Source organism: Xanthocytophaga flava, from assembly GCF_030068545.1.
Lineage (GTDB): Bacteria > Bacteroidota > Bacteroidia > Cytophagales > 172606-1 > Xanthocytophaga > Xanthocytophaga flava.
Genome location: NZ_JASJOR010000013.1, coordinates 191118 through 204919 on the forward strand (window position 1 = coordinate 191118; position 13802 = coordinate 204919).

The following is a 13802-nucleotide window of genomic DNA, read 5'->3' on the forward strand; positions in this document are numbered from 1 at the left end:
CAACAAATAAAAGCTTGTTATTATTCTTTGTTCCTATATCTTCACTACTAATATATATCTTCTATTGCTTTAGAGGTTTTTAGTATCATAATCAGTATACAATGGACTCAAATTCACAAGGTTACTAAAACATAATATACCTAATCGAACTTTTTTTTTCTTTAATCGTTGTTCTTTTAAGTATATTTTCTATTTTTTTCAAATGAAAATCGGAATCGTCTGTTATCCTACCTTCGGAGGAAGTGGCGTCGTTGCTACAGAACTAGGCAAAGCGTTAGCCAAAGAAGGGCATCAAGTCCACTTTATTACTTATACTCAGCCTGCCAGGCTGGACTTCTTTAATGAGAATGTTTTCTATCATGAAGTATCGATTCCTACCTATCCATTATTTCAGTATGCACCTTATGAATTAGCATTAGCCAGTAAAATGGTGAATGTAGTGCGTTATGAGCAACTGGATCTTTTACATGTTCACTATGCTATTCCACATGCTTCTGCTGCTTATATGGCTAAGCAAATCCTGAAGACATATGGCATTCATATACCGGTAGTTACCACATTGCACGGAACAGATATTACACTGGTTGGAAAAGATGCGTCATTTGAACCTGTTGTTACATTTAGTATCAATCAGTCAGATGGAGTAACTGCAGTGTCGGATGACCTTAAGAAATCAACCTACCAACAGTTTGAAATCACGCGTGAGATCGAAGTAATTCCAAACTTTATTGACTTGGAACGTTTTAAGAAACAGAAGAAAGAGCATTTCAAAATGGCAATTGCTCCCAATAATGAAAAAATCCTGATTCATACTTCTAATTTTCGGAAAGTAAAGCGTATTGAAGATGTTGTAAAAGTGTTTGCCGAAGTACATAAACAAATACCCAGTAAACTATTACTGGTAGGTGATGGCCCTGAACGTGCTGGAATCGAAAGAATGTGTCGCCAACTGGATATTGCGGATGCGGTACGCTTTCTGGGTAAACTTGATGCAGTAGAAGAAGTTCTTTCAGTTTCTGATCTGTTTATTATGCCATCTGAAAAAGAAAGTTTTGGATTGGCAGCACTGGAAGCAATGGCCTGTGAAATACCAGTAATTTCATCTAATGCAGGGGGCTTGCCTGAACTAAATGTAAATGGTGTTTCCGGATTTCTGAGCCCGGTTGGTGATATAGATGATATGGTTAAAAATGCATTATTTGTTTTAAAAGATGAGAACCTTCCCACTTTTAAAAAACAAGCAAAAGACAGAGCAGCAGAGTTTGATATTTCGACAATTTTGCCAAAATATGAATCTTATTACCAACGTATTGTGGAAGAAAGTAAGTCGGCTAACCTTCTTACTATCAGTAAATAATTTATTCGTAATAATTAAATATTTTGCCAGAAATAATAAATCATTAGTGAAGACTTAGTTGTCCTCAGTAATGAGGCATTATTTTTTTGGTGTTAGTATCTATTTTTATTATTAACATCCCTTTAACCACTGAGCATATGGAAACAAACCAACAAACTACTCCTAAACCCAAAAATTCAGGTAGAAAACAACTTTTTGAAAACCCAGTTCTAGAGCGTTTAACCCGCACACACATTTCTATTCCTATTTCAATTTTTGTTCTATTTTCGATAGGATTGCTTACATACGCATTTACAATGGCTCAATTACCCTATATTGTAATTGGGGTTTTGTTTTTTAGTGGCCTTATTCTTTTTACCTTGGTCGAGTATCTGATGCATCGGTATGTATTCCATATGAGTACACATACTACGACAAGAGCCAAACTTCAGTATACCATGCATGGAGTACATCACGAATATCCGAAGGATAAAGAACGTCTGGCAATGCCTCCTATTATTAGTATTACCATTGCGACACTTTTATTAGGTGTTACATACTTAATTATGAATAAGTATGCATTTGCCTTTTTACCTGGTTTTGTATTAGGCTATGCTGGTTATTTATTTGTACATTATATCACTCATGCATATGCTCCTCCTAAGAATAAGTTTCGTCAGTTGTGGATTCATCATAGTATGCATCATTACAAAGATGGACACAAGGCATTTGGCGTATCTTCGCCATTGTGGGACTATATCTTTGGAACAATGCCTTGAAAAATTGAAACTAAAGATTACAAACATAAAAAAGAGCTCACATTTAATGTGAGCTCTTTTTTAATATTTTCTCTTTTTTCCGCCGTAATCTTCGTCGTCATCATCAAAATCGTCCTTCCCAAAGTTGGACCCGCTAAACATACTACTTAAGAGATCCTTAAATTGTAAGCCAGCAGTTAATCCATTTTTACTAATCTGAGAATATTCTGCTAAACCATGTAAAGCAAATTCCATCATAAATAGTTGTTCTGATTCATCAAGACCACTATGACGTTCTTTTACCAGTTCACGTAATCCCTTAACGCCAAGTAGAGACGTTCGATATTCCTGATTTGACATATCATTCATCAGGTCAATGGTATTTCCTTCTCCAAACCAGTCTGTAATGCTACGGTAAGGATTTGAACCATTGCTTTTCTGTTTTTTTGTTTTCTCCGGATCAGGAAAATAATTGAGAAATAATGTACGAATAGCTTTGCCTATAAGGTTCTGAGCTACAATTTGTGGCCCTTCTTGTTCACCTTCATATACCAATTCTACTTTACCAGTGATGGCAGGAACTACTCCCCACAGATCACCAATCCGAACAAGTGTTTGCTTCTCACCATTTACTAGTGCCCGACGTTCGGCAGCACTCAACAAATTTTCATAAGCAGAGATAGTAAGACGTGCAGAAACGCCACTCTTCGCATCAACATATTCGCTACTACGAGCTTCAATTGCCACCTGCTCTATCAGATCTGCCATGATCTCGTGCATTTTCACTAAAGAATCCTGGCCCTTTTTAACAACTGCTTCTTGTTTCGTAATTCGTTTACCTATCTCGCTATTCTTAGGATAATGAGTAATGATCTGGCTGTCAATACGGTCTTTCAATGGTGTGACAATACTTCCCCTATTAGTATAATCTTCAGGGTTTGCAGTAAATACAAATTGAATATCTAATGGCAATCGTATCTTAAAACCTCTGATCTGAATATCACCTTCTTGCAGAATATTAAATAAAGATACCTGAATGCGAGCTTGAAGATCAGGTAATTCATTGATTACAAAGATTCCACGATGAGAACGAGGTATTAGGCCAAAGTGAATTACACGTTCGTCTGAATAGGGTAGCTTTAGTGTTGCTGCTTTAATTGGATCTGCATCACCAATCAAATCTGCTACAGATACGTCAGGTGTAGCCAGCTTTTCTGTATAGCGCTCATTTCGATGCAGCCATTCTACAGGTGTGTGGTCTCCATGCTCTGCAACCACATCCTTAGCAAATCGGGAGAGAGGCTGTAAAGGATCGTCATTCAATTCGGAACCTTTGACAACAGGAATGTATTCGTCCAGCAGATTTACCATTAGTCGAGCTATACGTGTTTTGGCCTGTCCTCGTAAACCCAATAAGTTGATATGATGCATGGAAAGAATTGCCCGTTCAATATCAGGGATAACCGTTTCTTCATATCCCCATATTCCTGAAAATACTTCTTCTTTTTTGCGTAGTCTCTGTATTAGGTTATCTCTCAGCTCTTGTTTGATTGATTTAGGCTCATATCCAGCAGCTTTTAATTCTGCTATGTTTTTAATTTTTAGTTTCTGGTCGGATGTTAGTTGATTGTAGTTCATTTAGCTGTCGTTGTTTTACGGTTTAAAACTCTTTCCGGAAAAAAAAGTAAAATGGAGACAAAGTAGGGTTTCCATATACATCAGAAAGTGTTTGTTTAAAATGTCTTTCTTCTATTGCGTTGAAAATCTTCAAAGAGCATATTTCCCAACCCCTTAAGACTACTGTAATAAGCGCGTCCCTGATTTACCTGAGTAAACTCACGAACAAACTGTTGTAGATATGGATCTGATGCTACCATGAAGGTGGTAATCGGGATTTTCAGTCTACGACATTGTGCCGCAAGTGTTAATGTTTTATTGAGAATCTTTTTATCCAAACCGAAGCTGTTTTTATAATAACGGATACCTTCTTTCAAGCACGTGGGTTTACCATCTGTTATCATAAAGATTTGTTTATTCTTATTTTTTCGACGGCGCAACAGATCCATTGCCAGTTCCAGACCTGCTACCGTATTGGTATGATAGGGGCCTACTTGGAGGTAAGGAAGATCTTTAATTGTGACTTGCCAGGCATCGTTTCCAAATACAATAATATCCAGTGTGTCTTTGGGATATTTGGTTGTAATTAGCTCTGCCAAAGCCATCGCTACTTTCTTGGCAGGTGTAATACGATCCTCCCCATATAAAATCATAGAATGGGAGATATCAATCATCAGTACAGTGGACGTCTGTGATTTAAATTCTGTATCTACAACTTCAAGATCCCGCTCTGTCAGAAAGAAATCTTCTGTATAGCCATGATTAATTTGGGCATTTTTGATAGACTCCAGCATGGATATCTGCTCAACAGAATCACCAAACTCATAATCACGAATATCCGAACCAAGTTCATCTCCGGTTCCCTGAAAAGGAGTATGATGATTACCTGTTTTATTCTTTTTGAGTTTACCAAAAATCTCTTCTAATGCACTTCGCCGGATGGATTGTTCACTTTTAGCTGTAATGACAAATTGACCGTCAGGTGTTTCATCCGTAATGTATCCTTTGTCTTTCAGATCCTGAATAAAATCTCCCATCCCATAATCGTCATCGGTAATCCCATATTGCCTGTCAAGGCTGTTCATCCAGTCCAACGCTTCCTGCACATCACCAGCTGTAATAGTTAGTAATTGCATAAACATTTTCAAAAGATTTTCAAAACTTGGTTTTCCCTCATTTGGTGGGGGTGTATATTTAGAAAAGCGGTAGCCAAGCATAGCTTATATATTGGTTGAAAGTTTGGTAGAAATGTTAGACAATGGACTGTCTTTTAGAAAGATACTGTTTTTTTATGTTTTTTGATAACCTGTCTTATGAAAATAAGCTATTGTGAGGCCTTGCAGAGAAACGGCCTGTTAGCTTTTAGTTTGGATGTAAAAAATATTTAATCTATAGTGAGTGAGTAAAGGAATAACTCAGATTTGTGCAGAAAAGTTTATTCATATAGCAGATAGTATCAATAACAAATTAGAAAGGTAGTTAATACACAATAACTTTTGTTGCCTTCTCTTCATTGGCAGTACGTACACGCACCAGATAAATTCCCTGCGCCATCGTAGTAAGATCAATACCAATATTGCTGCTAGCTATTTGTGGATATTGAGATGTTTTTACAATTCCTCCCAAACGATTGATAATATCCACTGTAATATCTTGTGTTCCTTTAAGCAATACTTCTAAACGTAAATTCCGGTTATCGCTACTAAGAGGGTTGGGATAACTGTTGCGTATGGTGAGTTTGTCAGATTCAGGCAGTTGGTTCTCTGTTTGTACATACTCAACAAGTTTCTTTCTACGAGGACTAAGGTCCAGTGTCAGCCAGATACGGTCTTTCTGTCCTAACGTAAATATATTCATACATAGATCCGGTGAGTAATCCATGTAGTTTTCTATCATATTCCGGGTTTGAGTACCAGTACAATTAGAATAGACAGGGACACAGTTTAATGATGAACTGTTATTGGCACTGGCAGCAACAGGAGTATCATCAATATAATCTGTACCACAATAGGTATCTCCCCATGTATGCAATAATCCTAGCCAATGGCCAATTTCATGAGTGGTTGTTCTACCAAGATCATATATAGAGCTGGAGATATAGGGCCCCACACCAAATGCTCCATAATGAATAAATACACCATCACTATCTTCATATCCGTTTATAGCATCCAGACCTGCTAGTCCCGTACCATCCGGAAATTGAGCATATCCTATTGTATTGCCAGAAAGTGTAGTAACCCAAATGTTGAGATAGCGATCTGTAGGCCAACCAGATATTGTAGCTAATGCATGTCTGTCCTCACTACTTTCAGGATCAAAACCTGATTTTGAAGAATAAGTGCGAATGATACCATCAGTTGCCAATCCATTCGGGTCAGAACTGGCAAGTACAAACTGGATATTGACATCTGCTCCTACAGGGTTTGTATTGAATCCATTTGTATTTTCCTTTCTCCGATAATCTTCATTCAATACTCTGATTTGCTCATGGATCTGATCATCAGAAATATTCGAGTTATTTGTCCCACCAACAGTGCCATTCTGATTGTTATGTATCACATGGACAACCACAGGTATAGTAAGTGTATTTTCTGCAATACGTGCAGCTTTTCCTGATTTCTGGTATTGTTGAAGTAATTCTTCGAATCGCTCTCTGCTTTTACGATAAACAGGATTTTTTGCTTTTAATAAAGAATCATATGAGGTGGTAGCACATCTCTGTATTGTAGTTTGAGCAATTGATTTTTCTGATAAATAAAATACTATACAGAATGCAATGGAAAACCAACCCCATGGTCTCATAAAAAATAGGATAAGAGTATGTAGCAAATTCAGGACATAAATATACTACCAGAATGATTTACCATGTTAATCATTCTGGTAGTGCTAAATAATATGGAAACTACTTCAGAATTCTAATAGTGTATTAAGCAGATTTCTCTGCCTTATCATATGCATCAATAATTGCTTTTACCAATCTATGACGAACCACATCCCGCGTATCGAGTTCTACAAACCCAATCCCAGATACATTGCGTAATATATGTAGTGCCTCACTTAATCCGGATTTCTGACGATTAGGTAAGTCCACCTGTGATTGATCTCCTGTGATAATCACTTTCGAATTAGGGCCCATACGTGTCAAAAACATTTTGATCTGCATGGGTGTTGTATTCTGAGCCTCATCAAGTAAGATAAAGGCATCATGCAGTGTACGTCCACGCATATAGGCTAGCGGTGCAATCTCAATCACACGGTTCTCCAGATATTGTTTCAACTTCTCTGGCGGTATCATATCATCGAGTGCATCGTAAATAGGTCGCAGATAAGGATCTATTTTCTCTTTCAGATCTCCAGGCAAAAAACCTAGGTTTTCACCTGCTTCTACTGCTGGACGGGTAATGATAATTTTTCGTACTTCTTTATTTTTCAACGCCCTGACAGCCATAGCTACTGATATATATGTTTTACCAGTACCTGCCGGTCCCAATGCAAAAACCAGATCATGTTCCATTACAGTCGCTACCAATTTTTTTTGATTGGCAGTCTTAGCCTTAATGATCAGACCTTTGGTGCCATACACCAGAATATCGTTATCAAGAGCCAGACTCGGAACAACTACATCTTCTTCCTGACGGATATAGTTCTGGATGTTTTCCTGAGTAATATTACCAAATTTATGATAGTGCTCAAGTAAAGCATTCAGAATATCACTGATCTTAATAATTTCGGGTGTTGTACCCTTGATGCGAATTTCATTACCTCTTGAAATAATACGGCTATTGGGAAATGCCGCAGCTACTTCTTTGATGTTTGAATTTTCTACCCCCAAAAAATCAATCAGGGAAACATCTTCTAACGTGATTACTTTTTCTACCAAACGCTTCTAGTACTTTGAGTGAATGAAAAATGAATATTAGTTTATAAAATGGTATTAATTGGGGTTGGTCTGTAAAAATACAGAAACCGTTATTTAATTTCAACAGACATTTATATGAACATACACAAATAGCGTTTTGTTCAGGCTGTTAATTGGCAGATTGGTACAAAGTTGCATACATAGCAAGCATAATTATGTCACTCTACTACTCAAATCTGTTGCCCTACTTATGGCATTTATCAAAAATATACTATTTTTACTCACAAAAATTACACACCACTTATTTTTCTTTCACTTATGATTCGTCGTGATTTTGTTAAAAAAAGTCTGGCTGTTGCGGGAGTAACAGGAATAACTCTTCCTACACAAGTTGATGATAATCCTCTTCCAGCTAAAAATAAGTTCAATCTCAAATATGCTCCTCATTTTGGTATGTTTGAAAACCTGGCTGGCAAAGATTTATTTGATCAGCTTAAGGTAATGTCAGAACTGGGGTTCACGGCTATAGAAGATAATGGTATGATGGGACGTACGCCAGAAGTACAAACAAAGATTGGCGAGACATTGGCGAAATATGGGATGACTATGGGTGTGTTTGTAATCGATGGAGGTGATAACTGGAAAATTTCTCTAACGACAGGTAAACAGGAATTTAAAGATACATTTCTAAAAACTTGCCGAACAGCAGTAGAAGTAGCCAAACGATGCAACGCCAAATGGATGACTGTTGTACCTGGGTTTTTTGAGAGGCATATACCTATAGGTGTTCAGACAGGTAATGTGATTGATGCATTACGTCAAGGATCTGAAATACTGGCACCACATGGATTAACTATGGTATTAGAGCCATTAAGTGATACGCCTGAGCTATTTCTACGAAACTCCGATCAGACCTACATGATTTGTCGTGCTGTGAATAGCCCTGCCTGCAAGATATTGTTTGATATGTATCATATGCAGCGTAACGAAGGTGATATCATCGCAAACTTAGATCGTACATGGTCAGAGATAGGTTATCTGCAGATTGGTGACAATCCAGGGCGGAAAGAGCCTACATCTGGCGAGATGAACTACAAGAATATTTTTAAACATATTCACGAAAAAGGCTGGCAGGGAATATTAGGTATGGAACACGGCAATGCAAAACCTGGAAAAGAAGGTGAAATTGCTTTGTTTAATGCATATGTTGAAACAGATAGCTTCTTACCTAAGCCTGCTGCTGCTACAAGTGGAAAAACAAAAGGTAAGAAATAACATGTAAGACGTTTAATTACTAGTTGAAAATAACAACGAAATGATGCGTCTGCTTATGGCAGTTCTTGCCATTGGAATATGTATCAACATACAAAGAGTGCAACAAACTCCTATAAACCTAAGCTTATTTGATAAGATACCAGTAGAAATAGATGGATGTGGGCATTATTATACGTATGGATCTTTGGATTACCGAAAGAGTAAGTATGTTTTCATTACCAATCTCCAGGGTTTAGCATTTGTCAGAATCAATGGGGAGCAAATACTCCTTAAACAGACAAATGACAAACACACCAAGGCATCTATTTATAAAGGAGAAGGATATACTGTCGTTGAGGATACAAAAACAGTAAAGCAAACAGGTGATGAAGTATGGTTGAGCAGAGGGACCTTGAAAGTTATAAGGCAGTCCGACAAACAGGAGATTTTGATCTGGATTCATGGAGAGGGTGGATGTTAGAGGTTATTTAAGTACAGAGGTTATTTTCTTAACCATAGGTAAGGCACTGAAACTTTATTAAATATATACCCAATGCCAGCTGCATATGAAATAAGAGCAGATTTTGATTTCCAAAGTATCGTTATTTATCAGGCTTATTCTGAACAGATTGCTTCTGCTGCTATCAAGAATCAAACTTTTGAAGCACCATTTTCTTTCACCCGTATGACTTGGATCAAACCTTCCTTTCTCTGGTTGATGGAAAGGAGTAACTGGGCTCAAAAGTCTGGGCAGGAGCACATATTAGCTATTCGCATAAGACGCGCTGGGTGGGAGAAAGCTTTGCAAGAAGGAGTGCTAACATCGCCGGAAAAGAGAGTCTATCCAGACGGACAGATCTGGTATGAATTATTTGAACAGGCAAAAGTGCATATTCAATGGGACCCGGAACGAAATTTAAGAGGTCAAAAATTAGAGTATAATAGTATTCAAGTTGGTATAAGCCGATATCTGATAGAAGAGTTTGTAGAAGAATGGATACTGGAGATTAAGGATTATACACCTCTGGCCAGAAAGATTCATACCTTATGTAAAGCTGGTAAGTATGAACAGGCTAAGCGGTTTCTTCCATCTGAGAAACAGTATGTACTGTCTGATGAGTTAAAAAAGCAAATTGGTGCTAGCTAAAAGGTTATTTCATTTGACTCTATTCTTTCAGGGTATTTAATTGGGAATATACTCATCTTTGCAGTCTCCAATAACGTTGTCTGATATTTTCAAGCTAGTTTATTGCTTCCAGTATCAGTTTCTAGTATCATAGGATTGTTAATTAAGCAGCACAATGTCAAATTTTTTAGTAATTCTAGGTCTACTTGCCCAACTGGTTTTATCAGTCGTTGCTCTACTATGGATTCTGGCCTTTTTAGGCTTTACTGATGAAACCAAACGGAATGTTTCTGCTAACTTTCTGGGTAAATCTCTGGTTACACTTTGTGTACTAGTGGCATTGATTCCTATAGGTTTAGTACTCTGGGTTAGCTGGAGATATTATTTTTCTTCTTTGCCTTGGCAAGATATTCCTTTAGGTCTTTTTCTTCCTTTAGTAGCTACACTGGTTTGCTCTTTACTTTGTGCGGGGCTAATCTATCTTTTTAAGATTTTAGGCTATCGACATTAGCTTTAACCCTCCTGAGTGGATTAGTTCACAATGTGAATGGTTAAAACTTCACTAAGAAGATCGCTTTTACATTATGTAGTGGTCTACTTTATTTTATAAAGGCTTCAAAGGCATTTTTTAGGTTGCGTCTTCTCCTATTTTTCAGTTAGGAGCCTCTGACTATGTTGTGATTGGTTTACATACTATAAATCAGTCGGTTACATTCTCTATCTCATAGAGTGAAACATGATTTAATTATTAATTAATTTAATCATGCTTTGTATGTTTAATACGGTTTATTTTACATACATTTATGTAATTAATACATGACTCATAGTAAAGATGGAAGTGACAAACCTGGGTGAATTTGAAGAACTGGTACTGCTTACTGTTGTTGCCTTGATGGAAGAGGCATATAGTGTAGCAATATGTGATGAGCTGTCCAATCGCACAGACCGCTCAATTAAACTGGGTGTAGTGCAGGCAGTACTTAACCGTCTTGAAGAGAAGGGACTTGTGAAAAGCGAATTAGGCGAGGCAACAAAGACTCGTGGTGGCAAACGCAAAAGATTCTATCAATTGACCATACCAGGAAAAGCAGCATTGGTCCATGCCAAGTCAATGCGTGATCAGTTGTGGGACCGCATACCATCACTAGTTTGGGAAAAAGTATAACATGAAAGAGCAGCAACACCATCCACCTTTTTGGGCACAGCGGTTTATAGAGTGGTATTGTAAACCCGAACTCGCAGAGGATCTTATCGGAGATCTTAACGAATACTTTGAGAGGAATGTCCAGACCATTGGGCCATTCCGCGCAAAGTTAATTTACATTATTGATGCTTTGAAGTTTTTGAGAAGTTATACGATACAAAGACCAAAATTTGCCAACCTTTTTATCAACTGGATCATGATCAGAAGCTACATCAAAACAGCGGGACGCAATGTAATGCGCAACAAATTGTTCTCATCTATCAATATTGTTGGCCTTGCGATCAGTATGTCCGTCGGATTATTACTGATCGCGTTTGTGCTGGACCTGCATTCATATGATAGATTCCATAAGAACGGTGAAAGGATCTATCGCATCACCAATATATTAACTTCGAATAATGAACAAAGTAGCAAATTTGCATCCACGTCTATAAAAACCGGAAAGCTTATCCGACAGAAAGTGACAGGTATTGAAGATGTAACTATTGTACGCGATTTTTCGCAGGATGCAAAGGTTGGAGACAATATTCTTCCCATCAAGGGTTTGTGGGCAGAGCCTTCGCTATTTAGCATATTTACTTTCCCTATGCTGGAGGGTAATCCCGATAGAGCTCTGAAAGATCCTTACTCAGTTGTTCTCACTGAAACGGCAGCGAAAAAACTATTTGGCAACGAATCCGCGTTAGGCAAGGTGATTCAATTCGATACCCTAGAGTATCAGGTAACTGGTATAATGAAGGATGTCCCCTTCTTTTCGCATATTAATTTCGAAGCACTAGTATCACTATCAACAGCTGAACAACTCAACAAGAGCGACAAAAACTTCGAAAAATGGACAAATATGGGATTGAACTATGTGTACCTGCTGCTACCGCAAAATGCCAATATAGCTTCCATTCAGTCCCAACTTGACGCAATCGCTAAAGAAGAGAACCTTGCCCAGGAAACCCCTGCCATTCAACTTGAACTTCTTCCTTTGTATGAGATTGTAGTTGGAGAGAACCTTCGGGATATGCGTGGTTCTGTGCGGGTTCATATGCCTCCGGTTATGCTTTGGATATTGGGAGGACTTGCACTTGTTGTGATATTATCTGCTTGTTTCAATTATACCAACCTTTCGATCGCCCGTGCCATGCGTCGCTTTAAAGAAGTTGGTATCCGCAAAGCTATTGGAGCCGGTGAGAGCCAGATACGCCAACAGTTTCTTACGGAAGCAATCCTAATTTCTCTGGCATCTCTTATGCTTTCGTTTTTCATTTTTCTCTTATTGCGACCACAGTTGATACATCTGGCTCCGGAGATGCAGCGTACAGTGAAACTTGAGCTCACTTCGTCTATGATCGTAACCTTTGTCATCTTTTCCGTCACAGTAGGTGTTACAGCTGGCTTTATGCCAGCTATATTCTTTTCGAAAATCAGTGCAATCAATGCGCTCAGAAATGTGTCGTCTGTAAAAGTATACAAACACATAACACTCAGGCGTGCTTTGGTGGTTATTCAATACACATTCACACTGATCTTTATCACAACAACTGCCATTGGTTATGTGCAGTACAAAAACATACTCACATTTGATCTCGGATTCAACACTGAAAATATCCTCAACATCAATATGCAGGGCAATAAACCTGATGCGCTTTTTAAGGAATTGAGTGAAATACCAGAGGTAACCGCATTGTCCCGGTCGTTAATAATTACCAGTGTTGGGAATGCATGGGGCGGCTATATGAAATACAAAGATTCGCGTGATTCTGTATTGGTCCTTACCAACAATGTCGACGAAAATTATCTGACTCTGCATGATTATAAGCTTATTGCTGGAGGAAATTTCATGGCACATCCCACTACAACCGCAGCTGCATCAGAAGTGATCGTTAATCAACAAGTCTTAAAAAGATTTAACATTGCTAACAACAACCCTGAAGAAGCAATAGGAGAAGAGATTACATTCAGTAATGCTCAAGGGAATGGACGCAAGATGACAATTATTGGAGTAATGAAAGACTTTCACTATGGCAAGGTCAACAATCTTATTGAGCCTGTGGCCTTCATGCCATGGACACCCGACGACAGAACAATCATTAATGCCAAAATAAAAAGTACTGATATGCTTGCGACCATGGCTAAGATTGAGTCCACATGGAAGAAGATTGATCGTATTCATCCATTTCAGGCTGAATTCTATGAAGAAGCGATAGAAGATGCTTACAGTGAATTTTCCTCAATGATCAAGATCATTGGTTTTCTTTCATTTCTCGCCATTTCCATCGCATCGATGGGATTGTTTGGAATGGTGGTGTTTACAACTGAGACAAGGCTAAAAGAGATCAGTATTCGCAAAGTGATGGGTGCAAGCTCCAGTAATCTTATATATCTGCTGAGCCGTGATTTTCTATTGCTATTGTCAATATCGGCGCTTATTGCTTTACCAGTAACTTACTTCTTCTTCAAAAATGTTGTACTCACAAATTTTCCCTATCACACACCTGTGCAAATCGCTGAACTGTTTGTCGGCTTGTTAACTGTATTGCTTATCGCATTCATTATGATTGGCTCACAGACAATGAAAGCTGCAAGAAGCAATCCAGCGAAGATTCTGAAGAGTGAATAATGTAGAGATACCTTAATTGACAATTCTCATCTTTCAG

At 38.1% G+C, this 13802-nt stretch carries 12 protein-coding genes; 8 read left to right on the top strand and 4 right to left on the bottom strand.

The annotated features are described in order from the left end of the window. The first annotated feature begins 202 nt into the window (after positions 1-202). Both bshA and QNI15_RS19870 read left to right on the top strand, forming a co-directional pair. Complete coding sequence (bshA, locus tag QNI15_RS19865; protein ID WP_313990804.1) at positions 203-1357, top strand: N-acetyl-alpha-D-glucosaminyl L-malate synthase BshA; 1155 nt, start codon at positions 203-205, stop codon at positions 1355-1357. Between the two features lie 137 nt (positions 1358-1494). Continuing rightward, a complete protein-coding gene (locus tag QNI15_RS19870) occupies positions 1495-2115 on the top strand; it encodes a sterol desaturase family protein (protein ID WP_314033160.1) in 621 nt (206 codons plus the stop codon). 60 nt (positions 2116-2175) lie between these two features. On the opposite strand, the gene QNI15_RS19875 is transcribed toward QNI15_RS19870, so the two are convergent. The 4 genes from QNI15_RS19875 to QNI15_RS19890 all read right to left on the bottom strand — a co-directional run bounded on the left by QNI15_RS19875 (position 2176) and on the right by QNI15_RS19890 (position 7591). Next, entirely contained in the window at positions 2176-3732 is a 1557-nt protein-coding gene (locus QNI15_RS19875) for a sigma 54-interacting transcriptional regulator (RefSeq protein WP_314033161.1), read from the bottom strand. Between the two features lie 95 nt (positions 3733-3827). Continuing rightward, positions 3828-4928, bottom strand: a complete 1101-nt coding sequence (locus QNI15_RS19880; protein WP_313978951.1) for a vWA domain-containing protein — start codon at positions 4926-4928, stop codon at positions 3828-3830. 262 nt (positions 4929-5190) lie between these two features. After that, complete coding sequence (locus QNI15_RS19885) at positions 5191-6513, bottom strand: M43 family zinc metalloprotease (RefSeq protein ID WP_313990795.1); 1323 nt, start codon at positions 6511-6513, stop codon at positions 5191-5193. A 124-nt stretch (positions 6514-6637) separates the two neighbouring features. Beyond that, positions 6638-7591 (bottom strand): PhoH family protein, encoded by a 954-nt coding sequence (locus QNI15_RS19890; RefSeq protein ID WP_313978946.1) that lies wholly within the window; start codon positions 7589-7591, stop codon positions 6638-6640. A gap of 297 nt (positions 7592-7888) precedes the next feature. On the opposite strand from QNI15_RS19890, the gene QNI15_RS19895 reads away from it, so the two are divergent. The 6 genes from QNI15_RS19895 (at position 7889) to QNI15_RS19920 (ending at position 13765) form a co-directional block, all read left to right on the top strand. Continuing rightward, positions 7889-8845 (top strand): hydroxypyruvate isomerase family protein, encoded by a 957-nt coding sequence (locus tag QNI15_RS19895; RefSeq protein WP_313990793.1) that lies wholly within the window; start codon positions 7889-7891, stop codon positions 8843-8845. 40 nt (positions 8846-8885) lie between these two features. Continuing rightward, positions 8886-9305 carry a hypothetical protein gene (locus tag QNI15_RS19900; RefSeq protein ID WP_313990791.1) on the top strand — a complete coding sequence of 140 codons (420 nt, stop codon included), beginning with the start codon at positions 8886-8888 and terminating at the stop codon, positions 9303-9305. A gap of 72 nt (positions 9306-9377) precedes the next feature. Next, positions 9378-9971, top strand: coding sequence for a DUF4291 domain-containing protein (locus QNI15_RS19905; RefSeq protein ID WP_314033162.1), 594 nt, complete (start codon positions 9378-9380; stop codon positions 9969-9971). A 154-nt stretch (positions 9972-10125) separates the two neighbouring features. Then, positions 10126-10461: a hypothetical protein gene (locus QNI15_RS19910; protein WP_313990787.1), complete on the top strand. Its 336-nt coding sequence runs from the start codon at positions 10126-10128 to the stop codon at positions 10459-10461. A 321-nt stretch (positions 10462-10782) separates the two neighbouring features. Beyond that, a complete protein-coding gene (locus QNI15_RS19915; protein WP_314033163.1) occupies positions 10783-11115 on the top strand; it encodes a PadR family transcriptional regulator in 333 nt (110 codons plus the stop codon). Position 11116: 1 nt separating this feature from the next. Continuing rightward, positions 11117-13765, top strand: coding sequence for an ABC transporter permease (locus QNI15_RS19920; RefSeq protein WP_314033164.1), 2649 nt, complete (start codon positions 11117-11119; stop codon positions 13763-13765). Positions 13766-13802 lie beyond the last annotated feature (37 nt).

Excerpts from the sequence above, each read along its gene's own strand:
- QNI15_RS19915 (WP_314033163.1), top strand. The coding sequence starts at position 10,783 with ATGGAAGTGACAAACCTGGGTGAATTTGAAGAACTGGTACTGCTTACT.
- QNI15_RS19875 (WP_314033161.1), bottom strand. The coding sequence starts at position 3,732 with ATGAACTACAATCAACTAACATCCGACCAGAAACTAAAAATTAAAAAC.
- QNI15_RS19885 (WP_313990795.1), bottom strand. The coding sequence starts at position 6,513 with ATGAGACCATGGGGTTGGTTTTCCATTGCATTCTGTATAGTATTTTAT.
- QNI15_RS19880 (WP_313978951.1), bottom strand. The coding sequence starts at position 4,928 with ATGCTTGGCTACCGCTTTTCTAAATATACACCCCCACCAAATGAGGGA.
- bshA (WP_313990804.1), top strand. The coding sequence starts at position 203 with ATGAAAATCGGAATCGTCTGTTATCCTACCTTCGGAGGAAGTGGCGTC.
- QNI15_RS19895 (WP_313990793.1), top strand. The coding sequence starts at position 7,889 with ATGATTCGTCGTGATTTTGTTAAAAAAAGTCTGGCTGTTGCGGGAGTA.
- QNI15_RS19870 (WP_314033160.1), top strand. The coding sequence starts at position 1,495 with ATGGAAACAAACCAACAAACTACTCCTAAACCCAAAAATTCAGGTAGA.
- QNI15_RS19905 (WP_314033162.1), top strand. The coding sequence starts at position 9,378 with ATGCCAGCTGCATATGAAATAAGAGCAGATTTTGATTTCCAAAGTATC.
- QNI15_RS19900 (WP_313990791.1), top strand. The coding sequence starts at position 8,886 with ATGATGCGTCTGCTTATGGCAGTTCTTGCCATTGGAATATGTATCAAC.
- QNI15_RS19920 (WP_314033164.1), top strand. The coding sequence starts at position 11,117 with ATGAAAGAGCAGCAACACCATCCACCTTTTTGGGCACAGCGGTTTATA.
- QNI15_RS19910 (WP_313990787.1), top strand. The coding sequence starts at position 10,126 with ATGTCAAATTTTTTAGTAATTCTAGGTCTACTTGCCCAACTGGTTTTA.